A 15,740-nucleotide genomic window follows, 5' to 3' on the forward strand; every position below is an offset into this window, starting at 1 on the left:
GTGAGCATTCTCGAGACAACCCTGATCTTCGTCGGCATCCCGCTGCTGATCGTCTTGGTCTTCGGTGGGCTGTCCTTCGTCATGAGCAAGTACCCGGGCTCCACGCCGTCGGACGACCCGTACACGCTCGACCGGAAATGGGAGCACGGACCGCTCCTGTGGACCGCGACCGACGAATCGACCCATCCCTGGAAATACCCGCATCATGGTCACGGTCATGCCGCTCTGACCTCGGCGGAGCTGATCGGAGGTACCGCAAGTGGCAAGTGGTGACGTGATCCAGCGTCCGGCCGTCGCGCCGGAGAACCTGCCGCACGGTGCGGCACTCACCGCGAGCGGACGCATCTCCGCCGTGCGCGGTCTCGGGCAGGCCTTCACGGGTGCGCCGTTCAAGGACCGCGACCTCATCACCCTCGACGACACGCTCACGCACGCGATGCGGATCACCAACGTGCGGTTCACCGTCTACATCGGTGACGACGTGAATCCGGCTGCGGCGACCGACGCCCTGATGCCGACGACGCCGGACGCCGACAACTCGGTCCTCGTGGCCGTCTTCCCGAACCAGCGGAGCATCGAGGTCCGCTCGGGTCGCACCGCCGCCGACCGCGCCACCGACCGGGTGCTGCAGCTCGGCGTCACCGCGGCCGTGTCGTCCTTCGGTCAGGGGAATCTGCTCGACGGCATCACCAGTGCTGTCCGCGTCATCGCGAACGCCATGGTCGCTCCCTGATACGGAGCCCACGAACCATCTGTGGCCCGCTGCCACTCCGTGAAGGAGAGGCAGCGGGCCACAGTCGTCTCATGTGGGCACCGCCCACAGTCGTTCGGTGAGGTCGGTGCGTCAGGACACGTCGAACGCGCGTGCCTTCAACGAGCGCACGACCCCGGCGCGACCCTCGACGACGAGTCGCCGCAGGGCCGGCGGATGGTCGCCGGCGAGGAACTCGTCGGCTGCCGCCACCGACTGCTCACTGATCGACCACGACGGGTAGAGCCCGATCACGACGGTCTGCGCGACCTCGCTCGAACGGCGTTCCCACACTCCCGGCACCTCCGCGAAGTACCGCGCGACGTACGGCTCGAGCAGTTCGCCCTGACCGGCCGGGGCGAAACCGCCGATCACGGCGCGCGCCGTGATGTTCGGGACGCTGTCGTCGTGCACGACCGTCTGCCACACCTGTTCCTTGACGGCCTCCTGCGGACGGGCCGCGCGGGCGGCCGCCGCCTGGCGGGCACCCGCAGCCGTCGGGTCGCGTTCGGCCTCCGCGTCGATGAACGGCGACTCGACACCCTCGGCGTCGACCTCACCCGCCGCGGCGAGCGCCTGGACGATCCGCCAGCGCAGATCGGTGTCGACCGTCAGCCCGGGCAGGCCGACCGTCGCCGGATCGGCGCCCAGCAGCTCCTCGAGCACCTCGGTGTGCCAAGGCGACAGGTACGCGGTGGTGAGCGCGTTGACGAACGCGAGCTGATGGTCGGAGCCGGCCTCGGACTCGCGGGCGAGCTCGAGCAGGCGGTTGGCGAAGTCCGCCCGGCCCTGCTCCGCGGCCCAGGACGGGTCGGCGTAGCTCTCCAGCGCGGTGTGCGCCTGCATGAGCAGACGCTGGACGACACCGACCTCGGTCTCGGCGGCGATCCCGCGCTGCACGAGGGCGACGAAGTCGCGCGCCTTCATCTCGGCCTGACGGGTCATCTCCCACGCCGCCGACCACACCAGGGTGCGCGGCAGCGACTCGGCGATGGCGCCGACCCGGTCGATGACGGTCGCGAGCGACTCCTCGTCGAGCCGCACCGAGCAGTACGTCAGGTCGTCGTCGTTGACGAGCACGAACGCGCCGCGCGGTACACCCACCAGATCGGGGACCTCGGTGCGCTCGGCGGCGTCGACGTCGATCTCCACGCGGTGCGTGCGGACGAGCTTGCCGGAGCCGTCGTCGTCGTACACACCGATCGCGAGGCGGTGCACGCGGAACTCACCGGCGCCGGGCTGGGCACCTTCCTGCACCACCGCGAAACGCGTGAAGCGTCCCTGGTCGTCGACCTCGAAGTCCGGTCGCAGGATGTTCAGGCCGGTGGTCTTGAGCCATTGGGCACCCCAGTCCGACAGGTCGCGGCCGGAGGCCTTCTCCAGCGCGGCGAGCAGGTCGTCGAAGGTGGCGTTGCCGTAGGCGTGGTCGCGGAAGTACTCGCGCAGGCCGGCGAGGAAGGGCTCCTGCCCCACATAGGCGACGAGTTGCTTGAGCACCGACGCGCCCTTGGCGTAGGTGATGCCGTCGAAGTTGACCTCGACCGCGGCGAGATCGGGGATGTCGGCGGCGATCGGGTGTGTCGACGGCAGCTGGTCCTGCCGGTAGGCCCACGACTTCTCGACGTTCGCGAAGGTCGTCCACGCGTTGGTGTACTCGGTGGCCGAGGCCTGGCACAGCACCGACGCGAACGTCGCGAACGACTCGTTGAGCCACAGGTCGTCCCACCAGCGCATGGTGACGAGGTCGCCGAACCACATGTGCGCCATCTCGTGCAGGACGGTCTCGGCGCGGCGCTCGTAGGAGTAGCGGGTGACCTTGGACCGGAAGACGTAGTCCTCCAGGAAGGTCACCGCGCCGGCGTTCTCCATCGCCCCGGCATTGAACTCGGGCACGAACAGCTGGTCGTACTTGCCGAAGGCGTAGGGAATCCCGAAGTTGGCGTGGTAGAAGCCGAAGCCCTGCTTGGTCTCGGTGAACAGCCGGTCGGCGTCCATGTACTCCGCGAGCGACGCTCGGCAGAAGATGCGCAGCGGGATCGTGCCGTGCTCGTCGGTGTACTCGTCGGACCACACCGCGTACGGACCGGCGATGAGCGCGACGAGATAGGTGCTCATCCGCGGGGTGGTGCGGAAGATGTGCAGACCCGGCTGCGCGGCCGCGGTCTGCACGGTGTCGGCGTTGGAGATCACGGCCCAGTCCTGCGGCGCGGTGACCTTCAGGTCGAAGGTGGCCTTGAGATCGGGCTGGTCGAAGCACGCGAACATCCGCTTGGCGTCGGCCGTTTCGAACTGCGAGTACAGGTACACCGCGTCGTCGGTGGGGTCGACGAACCGGTGCAGGCCCTCGCCGGTGTTCGTGTACAGGCAGTCGGCGTCGACGACGAGTTCGTTGTGGGCGGCGAGCCCGGTGAGGGCGATGCCGGTCTCCTCGGAGTATCCGGACACGTCGACGGGTTCGCCGTTGAGGGTCGCCGAGTGCACGGTCTTCGCGACGAGGTCGATGAACGTCGAGGCGCCCGCGGTCGCGTCGAATCGCACGGTGGTCACCGACCGGAAGGTCGTGGTGCCCGGCGCGCCGGCACCGTCGGTGAGATCCAGTTCGATGCTGTAGTTGTCGACGGACAGGATCGCGGCCCGTTCGGCGGCCTGCTCGCGGGTCAGATTCGGTGGTGCCACGGGAGAACTCCTTCTCACGACGGAATGTCGGTCGGCGTCCATCCCATCATGATCGGCGAACCCTCACGGAGCGACGTCGGACAACGGCACCGTGGTGTCCGTCAACCGGCCGACGTCGACGGGCCGCCCCGAGGCGATGAGAGCGCGGATGTCGTCCCCGGCATCCCAGATGTTGACGTTCATCCCCGCCCGGACGTGCTGCTCGTCGTCGAGCCAGAACGCGAGGAACTGCCGGTCCTGCACGTCGCCGCGGGTGACCACCCGCGCGTCGCGGGGAGCGAGCCCGACGTATTCCATGCCGAGGTCGTACTGGTCGGTGAAGAAATAGGGGAGCCGGACGTAGGTTGCCTCGCGGCCGAGCATCGTCGCGGCCGCGACGGCCGGCTGGTTCAGGGCGTTGGCCCAGTGTTCGACGCGTACCCGGGTGCCGAGCAGCGGGTGCTCCGCCGAGGCGATGTCGCCGACGGCCACGATGTCCGGATCGCTCGTCCGCATCGAGGCGTCGACGAGCACGCCGTCGTCGACCGCGAGCCCGGCGTCGCGGGCCAGGTCGACATTCGGGCGCGCCCCGACCGCGACCAGCACGGCGTCGGCGGGCACCACACTGTCGTCGCCGAACCGGATGCCGCTCGCGCGACCGTCGTAGGCGACGATCTCGCGCACCGAGGTGTTCGTCCGCAGATCGACCCCGTGTGCGCGGTGCAGGTCGGCGAACACCGCGCCCATCTCCTCGCCGAGTGCACCGAGCAGGGGTTGCTTCGCGGTCTCCGCGATCACCACCCCCGCGCCCCGGCCGCGGGCGTTCGCGGCGATCTCCATGCCGATCCATCCCGCGCCGATGACGGCCAGCCATCCCGCATGGTCGGTCTCGCCCTGGATCGCGGTGAGCAGCGCATCGGAGTCCTCGACGGTGCGCATGACGTACACGCGTTCGGCGTCGGCTCCGGGAATCGGGACCGTGCGGGGCGTCGAGCCCGTTGCGAGAGCGAGCTTGTCGTAGTGCAACGTCGACCCGTCGGGCAACGTCACCGTGTGGGCGGCCGGATCGATCGCGGTGACCTTCGTGCCGAGCAGCAGTTCGACGCGGTGGTCGCGGTACCAGTCGCCGTCGTGCACCGTGAAGTCGGCGAGTTGCTTGCGTCCGGCGAAGTAGTCCTTCGACAACGGCGGTCGCTCGTAGGGCAGGTGCTCCTCCGCGCCGATCAGCAGGATGCGCCCGGGAAAGTCGCGGGCGCGCAGTTCCTCTGCCAGCTTGGCACCGGCCAGACCCGCGCCGACGATCAGAAACGTTTCCTCACCCGACATCGTGGTGCCTCCACTGTGATGCGTGCCGGACCTGCTTCCCGGCTCCGACGTTACGGCTACCGCCCGCACTACGGCCCGGTTCAGGAAGAATCGTCGACGGAACCGCGTTGAACATGCTCGTAGTTGTCCGGCCCGTACGAATTTTTGTGAGGAGATCTCTTGAGCGACCTGACTGCCGCGTCCCCGACCGGCAAGGACACCGCCGACTTCTGGTTCGATCCGTTGTGCCCGTGGTGCTGGATCACCTCGCGCTGGATCCTCGAGGTCACGAAGGTACGCGACATCGACGCGCGTTTCCATGTCATGAGCCTGGCCGTGCTGAACGAGGGGCGCGACCTGCCGGAGGAGTACGCCGAGCTGATGACGAAGGCGTGGGGCCCGGTGCGCGTCGCGATCGCCGCAGCGCAGAAGTACGGCGACGACATCCTCTCCCCGCTGTACACGGCGATGGGCACCCGCATCCACAACGAGGGCAACAAGGACTTCGCGGACGTGATCGCCGCGTCGCTCGCCGAACTCGACCTCGATGCCTCGCTGGCCGAGGCCGCCGACAGCGACGCCTACGACGAGGCTCTGCGCACGAGCCACCACGCCGGCATGGACAAGGTGGGCCAGGACGTCGGTACGCCCACCATCCATGTCAACGGCATCGCCTTCTTCGGGCCCGTCCTGTCGAAGATCCCGCGCGGCGAAGAGGCCGGCAAGGTGTGGGACGGCGTGGTCGCCCTCGCGTCCTACCCGCACTTCTTCGAACTCAAGCGCAGCCGCGACGAGGAGCCCGACTTCTCCTGACCGAGTGCGGCCGTGGAGCTCGGTAGAGTGCCACGGCGTGTCGAACGATCATGTGGTCCGGCCGGCGACGGTGCACGATGTCGAGAAAGCGACGGCAACGCTCGGACGAGCGTTCCGCGACTATCCGTTCACCCGCTACACCGTCGACGGCCGGGACCACGAGACCCGGGTCCGCGACCTGCAGGGGCTCTTCCTCACCGAGATCGGCATGCGCTGCGGCGAGGTGTGGGTCTCCGATGACGTCGATGCGGTGGCCGTCTGGACGACGCCCGGCTCCACCGGACTCGAGGAGGCGTTCGTGTCCGTCGCCGAGCGGGTGACGGAACTGCGAGGCGATCGTGCCCACGCCGCCGAACTGGCCGAGCAGGCCACCGCGGAGCTGCAGCCGAGCGAGCCCGCGTGGTTCCTGGCCACGGTGGGCGTCGATCCCGCCTCGCAGGGGCGCGGCCTGGGACGGGCCGTCCTCGAACCAGGACTTCGCGCGGCCGAACGGCAGGGGGTCGCGGCCTGTCTGGAGACCTCCTCGGAGGCGAACGTCGCGCTCTACGAACGTCTCGGATTCGTCGTCACCGGTGTCGTGGAGCTGCCGGACGGCGGCCCGAAAGTCTGGGCGATGCGCCGCTGACCTGCCGGGGCGGGGTTCGCCACGCTCGGGACCGAAGGTCGCAACGCTCCGCCGTACAGACTTGTGCTCACCCCGAATTCAATTCTCGGCTTCGGGTCGGGCGCGGACTACCGTGATGCATCATGGCTGTTCCCTGTCCCCGTACCCTGCTCGTCACAACCAGCGCGTCGCTCGCGCCGGAGGTGACGCGATGACCACCTCACGCACCGCGACCCGCCTCGCCGACACCGACGAGGCCCTGCGCGTCGCCTCCGCGCTCGCCGACGAGTTCGCGGCCGGCGCGTCACGTCGTGATGCCGAACGGGAACTGCCGCGCGAGGAGATCCGCGCGCTCGCGGCCTCCGGACTGCTCGCGGTGACCGTGCCCACCGAATACGGCGGCATCGCCGCTCCGTACGAAGTGGTCGCCGAGATCTTCCGGATCCTCGCCTCGGCGGATCCGAGCATCGCCCAGATCCCGCACTCGCACTTCACCTTCCTCGAGGCGATCCGATCCCAGGGCAGCGACGAGCAGAAGCGCTTCTTCTACGGCGAGGTGCTCGGCGGTGCGTTGTTCGCCAATGCCCAGAGCGAACGCGGGTCGCGTGCGGTGAACATCGACAGCACGGTGCTGCGCCGGCAGAGGGACGGCTACGTCCTCACCGGCCGCAAGTTCTACAGCACCGGTGCGTTGTTCGCCGACTGGATCGCGGTGCGCGCCAGTCTTTCCGACGATCCGGACGCGACCGACGCGTCGACCCCGAAGGCCGTCGCCTTCGTCCGGCGCGACACCACCGGACTCACCGTCGTCGACGACTGGGACGGCATGGGTCAGCGCACCACCGCCAGCGGCACCGTCACCCTCGACGACATCGAGGTCCCCGACGCGGCGATCGTGCCGTACACGCCGATCTTCGAAGCGCCCACCACCTACGGCGCCCAGGCGCAGCTGCTGCACTCGGCGATCGACGTGGGTATCGCGACCGGCGCGCTCGCCGAGACCGTCGTCCAGGCAGGTCGCGCGCGCCCGCACTTCGAGGCGGATGTGGAACGCGCAGTGGATGATCCGCTGCTCGTCCAGATCGCCGGGGAGGCCACCGTCACCGTCCGCGCTGCCCAGGCGCTGCTCGCGGAGGCGGGACGGGCCGTCGACCGCGCACGTGCGAACCCGACCGCGGAGACCACTGCCGCGGCCTCCATCGAGGTCGCGACCGCGAAGGTCGCCGCGACCCGCGCCGCCGTCGAGACGGCGAACATCCTGTTCGAACTCGGCGGCACCCGCAGCGCATCGGGAGCCGCGAACCTGTCGCGCTACTGGCGCGACGCCCGCACCCACACCCTGCACGACGCGACCCGGTGGAAGCTCCAGCACATCGGCCGGTGGACCCTCAGCGGCACCCACCCGCCGCGCTACGGCGTGCTCTGACCCGCCCCCGGCGGGGTGTGCTCCGACCCGCCCCCCGGCGGGGTGTGCTCCGACCCGCCCCCGACGGTCCACGGTTCGGATCTCGTTGATTCTTATGGTGGGCAGGAGGTAGGTCCCGGACTTGGATGAACACATGTCGACCGAACGCATCGCCGATCAGACCACTTTCGCCTACTGGGTGCCCAACGTCAGTGGTGGCCTGGTCACCTCGGACATCGAACAGCGCACGAGCTGGGACTACGAGTACAACGTCGAGCTCGCCCGTACGGCCGAGAACAACGGCTTCGAATACGCACTGAGCCAGGTGCGGTACGAGGCCAGCTACGGCGCGGAGTTCCAGCACGAGTCGACGAGTTTCAGCCTCGCCCTGCTGCTCGCGACCGAGCGACTCAAGGTCATCGCCGCCGTCCACCCCGGTCTGTGGCAGCCGGCCGTGCTGGCCAAGCTCGGCGCGACCGCCGACCGGCTGTCCGGTGGCCGGTTCGCGGTCAACGTCGTCAGCGGATGGTTCAAGGACGAGTTCACCCATATGGGTGAGCCGTGGCTCGAGCACGACGAGCGCTACCGGCGCAGCGCCGAGTTCCTGCAGGTGCTCCGCAAGATCTGGACAGAGGACGAGGTCGACTTCCGCGGCGACTTCTACCGGATCCACGACTTCACACTGAAGCCGAAGCCGGCCAACACCCCCGAGCGCCCGAACCCGGAACTGTTCCAGGGCGGCAACTCCACCGCCGCCATCGCCAACGGTGGCCGGTACGCCGACTGGTACTTCAGCAACGGCAAGGACTACGACGGCATCACCACCCAGATCGACGAGCTGCGCGAGGTCGCCCGCACCCACGACCGCGAGGTGAAGATCGGGCTCAACGGGTTCATCATCGCCCGCGACACCGAGAAGGAGGCCCGCGACACCCTCCGGGAGATCGTGGAGAAGGCGAACAAGCCGGCCGTCGAGGGCTTCTGCAGCGCCGTCCGACAGGCCGGCTCGTCCACGGGCGACAAGAAGGGCATGTGGGCGGACTCGACCTTCGAGGACCTCGTCCAGTACAACGACGGTTTCAAGACCCAGCTCATCGGTACGCCCGAGCAGATCGCACACCGCATCGTCGAATACCGCCGTCGCGGCGTCGACCTGATCCTCGCCGGCTTCCTGCACTTCCAGGAGGAGGTCGAGTACTTCGGCAGGAACGTGCTGCCGATCGTGCGCGAACTCGAGGCCGAGGAGGCCCGCGAACCCGTCGGCGTCTGACACACCGACCGGCCTCGTTAGACTCGGCCCATGCGCGTTTACCTGGGAGCCGACCACGCGGGCTTCGAACGGAAGAATGAGATCATCGAGCACCTGAAGAAGAACGGCCACGAGCCGATCGACTGCGGTGCGTTCGAGTACGACGCCCTCGACGACTACCCGGCCTTCTGCATCGAGGCTGCGCGGCGCACCGTCGCCGACAAGGGCAGCCTCGGCATCGTGCTCGGTGGCAGCGGCAACGGCGAGCAGATCGCCGCCAACAAGGTGCCGGGTGCGCGCTGCGCCCTCGCCTGGAGCGTCGACACCGCCAAGCTCGCGCGCGAGCACAACAACGCGCAGCTCATCGGCATCGGTGGCCGCATGCACAGCCTCGAGGAGACCCTCGCGATCGTCGACGCCTTCCTGTCGACCGAGTGGTCGAACGAGGAGCGTCACCAGCGCCGCATCGACATCCTCGCCGAGTACGAGAAGACCGGCGAGGCCCCGGCAGTTCCCGGCGCGCCTGCCTGATCCGTGCCCGAAGGACACATCCTGCACCGGCTCGCCCGGCTGCACCACGAGTGGTACTCGGGTGCGCCGGTGCGGGTGTCCAGTCCGCAGGGGCGGTTCGCCGACGGTGCCGCCGCCGTGAACGGGCGCGTCCTGACCCACGCGGACGCGTGGGGCAAGCATCTCTTCCACCACTACGAGGGCGGTCTCGCCGTCCACGTGCATCTCGGTATCTACGGTGAGTTCACCGACCGCGCATTGCCGCTCGGCGAACCGGTCGGACAGGTACGGATGCGGATGATCGGCGCGCGCCACGGCAGCGACCTGCGAGGTCCGGCGGCGTGCGAGGTGCTCACCCCCGGCGAGGTCGAGGCGATCGAGGCCCGACTGGGTCCCGACCCACTACGTCCCGACGCCGATCCCGAGCGGGCGTGGCGTCGCATCGGCAGATCACGCACCGCGATCGGGGCGCTGCTCATGAACCAGGCGGTGATCGCCGGGGTCGGCAACGTGTACCGGGCCGAAGTGCTCTTCCGTCACGGCATCCACCCCGAACGTCCGGGAAACAAGCTGTCCCGCAGCGAATTCGACGCGATCTGGGTCGACCTCGTCGAACTGATGAACGTCGGTGTGGAGCACGGGCGCATGCACGTCGTGCGACCCGAACACGACCACGGCGCACCGGCCTACGCCAAGAACAGGCCCCGGACGTACGTCTATCGCCGTGCCGGCGAACCCTGCCGGATCTGCGGGACTCCCGTTCTGCACTCGGTCATGCAGGCGCGAAACCTGTTCTGGTGCCCGGTCTGTCAGCCCAGCTGACCCGACTCACAAGACCCGACTCGGAAGACCCGGATCAGAAATCGAAGCCCCCGAAATCGAATCCGCCGCCGTCTCCGCCACCGAAGTCGCTGCCCCCGAAGTCGTCACCGCCTCCGTACTCGTCACCGCCTCCGTACTCGTCGCCCCCGCCGAAGTCGTCGCCCGTACCTGTCTCCGCCGACGGATCACCGACACCGGATTCGAATGCCTGCGCGTCGTAGGGGACACCGGCCATCCCGGCGAACATCGTCGAGAAGAGCAGCATCGAGCCGACGCCCCACGCGCCCGCGACCAGGGCGGGCTTCCACCACGGCTCCGAATACCAGCCCGCAGGGACGGGCCGGCCCGCGACGCGGCCACCGGGGTAGTAGTTCGGCGTCGCGGAGGACGGTGACGGCGACGCGGCGATGGTGCGGCCCTCGAAGTCGACGGTGCGCTTCTCGGTGACCTCACCGGCGGACTTCTGTCCGTCGAGCGTCGGGATCTCCGGCCCCGGGTCCATGCCCATCGCCAGTCGCGCGGCGCGGATGTAGTACAGACCTTCGAGCGCGGTCTGTTTGGCGAGACGCGCCTGCATCGGCGAGTTCGCTTGCTCGATCTGGGAGCCGGCGGCGGTGAAGCGCTCGGAGGCGTCCGCCAGCGCCTGACGCGAGGCGTCGTCGGTGCCGGTCAGGTTGTAGATCTGGCCGCCGAGACGCTCGATCGCCTGCCGTGCGTCGGCCTTGGCGTCGTCGAGGGTGACGGTGCGGTGACGGGTGGTGCTCTTCTGGGAGCGGGAGACGAAGTACACCACGGCACCGACGGCGGCGAGGATGAGCAGAAGTTCCACGGCCGATCCTTCCGGTGGGGGAGGGTCCTGTCCTCCAGCGTACCGACGCGGGGAGTCACTCCCCGAGGACGGCGCGCATCCCTTCCTGCAGGCACGAATCGAACGAATCGCGGTTGGGGACGACCGTGGGGTCCACCGCCAGGCCCATGCAGCAGGTGTCGCGGTAGGACATCGCCGACGCGGTCATCATCGCGCCGTCGGCCGCACCGAAGCCGTAGTACCGCTCGATCTTCGCGCCGCCGACGTAGAGCGGCGCGTGGGAACCGGGGAGCGTGGACACCACCACGTCCCGCGGACCGACGGCGATGTCGGCCTGTGCACCGGCGGAGGATGGGAACGAGATGTCGATGCGCCGCATGAGATCGACCGCGTCCATCGCCTGGAGGTCGGCCGCATCCTCGGGTGCCATGGGCACCGCTCCGCCGTCCGGCCCGGGGACGACGACGCGCAGGCCGTCGATCGAGCGACCGTGTCGCCGTCGGTACTCGCTGCACGCGAGGAGCATCGCAGCGGAGAACCCGCTCGACACGCGACAGCCCGCGCGTTCGCAGGCGTGACGCAGGGCGGTGAGATCCGCGTCGAGTACGTGCAGTCGCGGGGCGCGGGGTGCGGGCTCCTCGCGGTCGCAGGTGCGTCCGAGCAGGGCGTTGATCAATCCGGTGCCCAGCGAGGTGAACACGTGTGCGGCGGTGCGGAACGACTCGGCGCTCTGCTCGGATACCGATTTCGCCCACGACAACATGGAATCGGACTGATCGGGCACCAGAGCGGAGCCGAGGTGGCGGAGACGGATCACCAGCGCCGACTGGCCGCCGTCGAGGCCGTCGAGCAGGGTCAGTTCCCAGCGCGGGTGCCGGAGACCGGCGGGGTCGGGTGCGGTCCGGGCGTAGGTGAGTACCTCCTCGAAACTCGCCGGGGCGGGCAGTGCGACCCGCTCGAGATGCCAGGGCGGATCCGAGTCCGGATGCCCGGTGCGTCGCGGCGGGTCGAGACCGAACGGAAGTTCCACCACCCGGTGCCGGAAGCTGGGCGATTCGTGGTTGCCCGGCGCGAGCACCGCCGCGACCCGATCCCAGTCCGGGGTGGCGTCGAGAAGGACGGCGGCGACGACCGAGGAGCCCGGTGAGCAGTCCCGGGCGAGGTCGTCGGAGGTGTCCTTCACAACAGGGACGGTCTCATATCGTGAACGACCCACACCTGCGCTTGACTCTTGCTTTGCACTATCGAGTCGAAAAGGTGACACGTCGTTGCTGGATTCGGGATGACCCCACGTGCCGGTCCTCACCTCCGTGCTCGCCCTTTCCAACGTCCGACGGCCACTGCGCCCAGACCCGCCGCGGCGATCCACGGTGCACCCGAGACGAGTGGATCGAGCCACTGGTGATTGACATCGGCACGCGAACTCCGACGTCGCGACGCCCCACCGTGCGCGGTGATCTCCGCCCGGAGGCCGCTCTCGGTCACCGGATTGTCGGGACGGCCCTGCAACAGCGCCCGCACCCGGCTCTCGGCGACGTCGATGCGGTCGGCGCCGATCAGGAGCAACCAGTGCGCGGCGCGCCCCTCGCTGTACCGGCGGTAGGCGTGCCTGCGCACCACACCGGACAGTCCCTTCAGCGGCGCCGTGGTGCCGAAGACCGGCGTGACGAAGGCGTGCTCGATCGAACGTTCGCGGGTCTCGTGTCCCGGCTGGCGTTCGGGGAAGTCCCAGTGCGCACCGGTCGCCTCGGGCGCGAAGCGTTCCTTCGGCACCGACGGACGGTCGCGCGGATCCAGGTCGACTCCCCACCCGGGGATGCGGGCCCGCAGCTGGTCGGGGGTCTCGGGCGGTTCGGGCTTGTCCGCGGTGTAGGCCATGGTGGTCCTCCTCAGCTCCCGTCGGCGACGATGATCGGCTTGATGCACCCGTCGAGCTTCGACGAGAACATGTGGTAGGCCTCCGCGATGTGTTCGAGCGGGACGCGGTGCGTGACGATGTCGTTCGGTTTCAGGTAGCCGTTGCGGACGTGTTCGAACAGTCTCGGCCACTGGCGTTTGACGGGGCACTGGTTCATCCGCAGTGTCAGACCCTTGTTGAGTGCGTCGCCGAACTTCACGGCACTGAAGATCGGGCCGTAGGCGCCCATCACCGAGATGGTGCCGCCCTTGCGGACACCGTCGATGGCCCAGTTCAGCGCGACCGGCGAGCCCCCCTGCATCTTCAGCTTCGCGGCTGTGACGTGTTGCAGGAAATTCCCGTCGGCCTCTGCGCCGACGGCGTCGATGGCGACGTCCGCCCCGAGGTGACCGGTGATCTTCTTCAGGTGGACGACGATGTCGTCGTACTCCGCGAAGTTGTAGGTCTCGGCGTGCGCGAAGGTCCGGGCCTTCTCCAGTCGGTACTCGAGATGGTCGATCACGATCACCCGGCCGGCGCCCATGAACCAGGCGGACTTCGCCGCGTACAGGCCCACCGGTCCGGCGCCGAAGACCACGACCGTGTCGCCCTCGACGATGTCACCGAGCTGTGCACCGAAGTAGCCGGTCGCGAGGGCGTCGGTGAGCATCAGGGCGTCCTCGCCGTCCATCCAGTCGGGAACGATGGTGGGGCCGACATCGGCGAACGGCACCCGCACGAACTCGGCCTGGCCGCCGTCGTAGCCGCCGCAGGTGTGCGAGTAGCCGTAGATGCCGCCGACCGCGGTGGCGTTGGGGTTGACATTGTGGCAGTTGGAGTAGAGGCCGCGCGCGCAGAAGAAGCACGACCCGCAGAAGACGTTGAACGGGACCATGACCCGGTCGCCGGGTTTCAGGCTCTGCACCGATGGCCCGACCTCGTGGACCACCCCGACGAACTCGTGACCGAAGGTCGTACCGACGCGGGTGTCGGGCATCATCCCGTGGTAGAGGTGCAGGTCGGAACCGCAGATCGCCGCCAACTCGACGCGCACGATGGCGTCGTTGGGGTGCTCGATCCGGGGAATGTCCTTCTCTTCGACGCGGACCCGATAGGGGCCGCGATAGACCATCGCGCGCATAGGTGCTCCCTCGTCGTGCTCGTGTGGTCGCGAATACCCGAGGGAAAGTGCTCCAAACGGCAGGTCGTGGGATCAGAGCGCCGGGACGTCCGGGGCGGGGTGGACGCCGCCGGACAGAGGAGGAGTCTGCGGTCCGTCGACGAACGCCCGGCGCAGGGCATCGACGACGTCGGCGACGGCGTGACGGCGGGCGAACGCGCGTCGCTGCAGCATCGCCCCGGTGCCGCGGGCGAGGATCGCCTCCCACATCGCCACCGCGCACCGGCGGTCGCCGGTCTCCTCGAGTTGGGGGCCGATGTGGCGGAGGAATGCGCGGAAGGACTGCTGCGCGGTGGTGGGCCGCCCGGTGAACACGTCGACGGCACGTCCGGTCGGCCCCTCGCGCGCGGCACACAGATAGGCGGCGTGGACGACCTCGTCGGCGACCGGGGGAGCAGCGGTGCCCTCCCGGACCTCGCGTTCGGCGGTGGCGACGAGCGCGCGGACGAGCATCGCCAGGAGAACCGTCTCGTCGACCGTCGCCGGGACGTCGCTCACCCGCACCTCGACGGTGGGCAGATGCGCCGAGGGACGTACGTCCCAATAGACCATGCCCGGATCGAGGATGTTGCCGCTGTCGATCATCATGGCGACGATCGCGTCGTAGTGCTCCGCCGACGTGAAACGTGGGGGAGGGCCCGCGCACGGCCACCGGGAGGCCATGATCGCCCGCCAGCTGGCGTACCCGGTGTCGCGGCCCCGATGGAGGGGCGAGTTGGCCGTCGCGGCCAGCAGGGTGGGCAACCACACCCGGACGTGGTTGCACACCAGGACGGCGGTCTCGCGGTCCGCGACACCGACATGGACGTGGCAGCCGCAGACCTCCTGCTCCTCGACGAGACGTCCGTACCGCTCGGCCATCGTCCGGTAGCGCGGCACATCCGTCACGGACGCGAGCTGTTGGAGTACGGGCGACACACCCGACGCGAGCAGACCCACGTGCGCCTCCCGCGCGGCCGCGGCCGCGATGGTCCGGCCTTCGACGACACGCGCGCGCAGTTCGGTCGAGCTGTGGCAGACCGGTGTGTTCACCTCGACCTGGGTGCGTTTGAGCTCGTAGTCCAGGTCGAGTCCGAGTCGGGCAGCGGCGGCCACGACGAGGTCGTTGCTCGCGGTGAGCCGTTCGGAGGTGGGGTCGACGAGGAAGAACTCCTCCTCGACGCCGACGGTCGGAGCGGATGTCGGGAGGCCGTGTCCGGCGCCCGCGGCGGCCGCAGGCGATTGGGGATTCGGTCCGTGCCACCGAGGCATCGTTGCCTCCCTGCATAGCGAGGCGCCGTCGGTACAGCCGGCGCCGTCGGAGACGCCGGCGCCTTCTCGACCGACCGCTGACCTACGGGGGTGAGACGACGATACTCGGATTTCACACCGGAGAACGGGGTTCGGTGGGGGACCGGGGACCGACCGGAGCCGTTCCCGACTCCGGCCGGCCGGAGGTGGGGCGAGGCCGGTTCCTCGACACCCCCCTGCGGTGTCATCCGACGACGCCCCACCGGTTCGCGGTCGCGTCCGCTCGGGGGACACGACGGGGATGGCGACGCGGTGGTACGTGCGGTCGTCGGAATGCGGGTGGGCAGGGCCGGCCCGAACGGAACCGACACGGAGGTCGATGTGACCGACGGTAGTGAACTGTCGATGTGACCGACGATAGTGAACTGTCGATGTCACAGACGGTGGCGGACTGCAGCCGAGGTCGCATTCGGACGACCTGTGGTGGGGCTGCTTCTCAACCTCGACGGCA

General features: G+C 69.1%; 15 protein-coding genes. 8 read left to right on the forward strand and 7 right to left on the reverse strand.

What is annotated here, in order from left to right:
* The gene (gene ctaJ / locus C6Y44_RS09195) at positions 1-273 is read left to right on the forward strand and encodes an aa3-type cytochrome oxidase subunit CtaJ (protein WP_016691850.1); all 273 of its coding nucleotides are present in this window, start codon (positions 1-3) and stop codon (positions 271-273) included.
* Positions 260-733 carry a DUF5130 domain-containing protein gene (locus C6Y44_RS09200; protein WP_120282182.1) on the forward strand — a complete coding sequence of 158 codons (474 nt, stop codon included), beginning with the start codon at positions 260-262 and terminating at the stop codon, positions 731-733. Before ctaJ ends, C6Y44_RS09200 begins: the two co-directional genes overlap by 14 nt.
* 111 nt (positions 734-844) lie before the next feature.
* Here C6Y44_RS09200 and pepN read toward each other — a convergent pair whose 3' ends face one another.
* Together pepN and C6Y44_RS09210 are read right to left on the reverse strand one after the other, a co-directional pair.
* Positions 845-3,427: an aminopeptidase N gene (pepN, locus tag C6Y44_RS09205; protein ID WP_159418645.1), complete on the reverse strand. Its 2,583-nt coding sequence runs from the start codon at positions 3,425-3,427 to the stop codon at positions 845-847.
* Between the two features lie 63 nt (positions 3,428-3,490).
* Positions 3,491-4,732: an NAD(P)/FAD-dependent oxidoreductase gene (locus C6Y44_RS09210; protein ID WP_192378752.1), complete on the reverse strand. Its 1,242-nt coding sequence runs from the start codon at positions 4,730-4,732 to the stop codon at positions 3,491-3,493.
* A 159-nt stretch (positions 4,733-4,891) separates the two neighbouring features.
* Here C6Y44_RS09210 and C6Y44_RS09215 point away from each other — a divergent pair, with 159 nt between their 5' ends.
* From C6Y44_RS09215 to C6Y44_RS09240, 6 genes are all read left to right on the forward strand, one after another.
* A complete protein-coding gene (locus C6Y44_RS09215; RefSeq protein ID WP_192378753.1) occupies positions 4,892-5,524 on the forward strand; it encodes a mycothiol-dependent nitroreductase Rv2466c family protein in 633 nt (210 codons plus the stop codon).
* A 37-nt stretch (positions 5,525-5,561) separates the two neighbouring features.
* Positions 5,562-6,149 carry a GNAT family N-acetyltransferase gene (locus C6Y44_RS09220; protein ID WP_159418643.1) on the forward strand — a complete coding sequence of 196 codons (588 nt, stop codon included), beginning with the start codon at positions 5,562-5,564 and terminating at the stop codon, positions 6,147-6,149.
* A gap of 190 nt (positions 6,150-6,339) precedes the next feature.
* The gene (locus tag C6Y44_RS09225; RefSeq protein WP_159418642.1) at positions 6,340-7,554 is read left to right on the forward strand and encodes an SfnB family sulfur acquisition oxidoreductase; all 1,215 of its coding nucleotides are present in this window, start codon (positions 6,340-6,342) and stop codon (positions 7,552-7,554) included.
* 133 nt (positions 7,555-7,687) lie between these two features.
* Entirely contained in the window at positions 7,688-8,803 is a 1,116-nt protein-coding gene (gene sfnG, locus C6Y44_RS09230; RefSeq protein WP_159418641.1) for a dimethylsulfone monooxygenase SfnG, read from the forward strand.
* A gap of 30 nt (positions 8,804-8,833) precedes the next feature.
* Positions 8,834-9,313: a ribose-5-phosphate isomerase gene (locus tag C6Y44_RS09235; RefSeq protein WP_016691858.1), complete on the forward strand. Its 480-nt coding sequence runs from the start codon at positions 8,834-8,836 to the stop codon at positions 9,311-9,313.
* A gap of 3 nt (positions 9,314-9,316) precedes the next feature.
* Positions 9,317-10,114, forward strand: a complete 798-nt coding sequence (locus C6Y44_RS09240) for an Fpg/Nei family DNA glycosylase (RefSeq protein ID WP_159418640.1) — start codon at positions 9,317-9,319, stop codon at positions 10,112-10,114.
* Positions 10,115-10,148: 34 nt separating this feature from the next.
* Here the strand turns inward: C6Y44_RS09240 and C6Y44_RS09245 are convergent, their stop codons facing one another.
* From C6Y44_RS09245 to C6Y44_RS09265, 5 genes are all read right to left on the reverse strand, one after another.
* On the reverse strand, positions 10,149-10,943 hold the full coding sequence (locus C6Y44_RS09245; protein ID WP_159418639.1) for a DUF1542 domain-containing protein: 795 nt from the start codon (positions 10,941-10,943) through the stop codon (positions 10,149-10,151).
* Between the two features lie 55 nt (positions 10,944-10,998).
* Entirely contained in the window at positions 10,999-12,105 is a 1,107-nt protein-coding gene (locus C6Y44_RS09250; protein WP_159418638.1) for a wax ester/triacylglycerol synthase domain-containing protein, read from the reverse strand.
* A gap of 119 nt (positions 12,106-12,224) precedes the next feature.
* Complete coding sequence (locus C6Y44_RS09255; RefSeq protein WP_159418637.1) at positions 12,225-12,800, reverse strand: hypothetical protein; 576 nt, start codon at positions 12,798-12,800, stop codon at positions 12,225-12,227.
* Positions 12,801-12,811: 11 nt separating this feature from the next.
* A complete protein-coding gene (locus C6Y44_RS09260) occupies positions 12,812-13,960 on the reverse strand; it encodes a zinc-dependent alcohol dehydrogenase (protein ID WP_159418636.1) in 1,149 nt (382 codons plus the stop codon).
* 72 nt (positions 13,961-14,032) lie between these two features.
* The gene (locus C6Y44_RS09265) at positions 14,033-15,250 is read right to left on the reverse strand and encodes a carboxylate-amine ligase (RefSeq protein WP_225623768.1); all 1,218 of its coding nucleotides are present in this window, start codon (positions 15,248-15,250) and stop codon (positions 14,033-14,035) included.
* Between the last annotated feature and the right edge of the window lie 490 nt (positions 15,251-15,740).

Source organism: Rhodococcus rhodochrous (genome assembly GCF_014854695.1).
Lineage (GTDB): Bacteria > Actinomycetota > Actinomycetes > Mycobacteriales > Mycobacteriaceae > Rhodococcus.

Coding starts and splice junctions, on each gene's coding strand:
- C6Y44_RS09210 (WP_192378752.1), bottom strand. CDS start 4,732: ATGTCGGGTGAGGAAACGTTTCTGATCGTCGGCGCGGGTCTGGCCGGT.
- C6Y44_RS09260 (WP_159418636.1), bottom strand. CDS start 13,960: ATGCGCGCGATGGTCTATCGCGGCCCCTATCGGGTCCGCGTCGAAGAG.
- C6Y44_RS09255 (WP_159418637.1), bottom strand. CDS start 12,800: ATGGCCTACACCGCGGACAAGCCCGAACCGCCCGAGACCCCCGACCAG.
- C6Y44_RS09225 (WP_159418642.1), top strand. CDS start 6,340: ATGACCACCTCACGCACCGCGACCCGCCTCGCCGACACCGACGAGGCC.
- C6Y44_RS09265 (WP_225623768.1), bottom strand. CDS start 15,250: ATGCCTCGGTGGCACGGACCGAATCCCCAATCGCCTGCGGCCGCCGCG.
- sfnG (WP_159418641.1), top strand. CDS start 7,688: ATGTCGACCGAACGCATCGCCGATCAGACCACTTTCGCCTACTGGGTG.
- C6Y44_RS09235 (WP_016691858.1), top strand. CDS start 8,834: ATGCGCGTTTACCTGGGAGCCGACCACGCGGGCTTCGAACGGAAGAAT.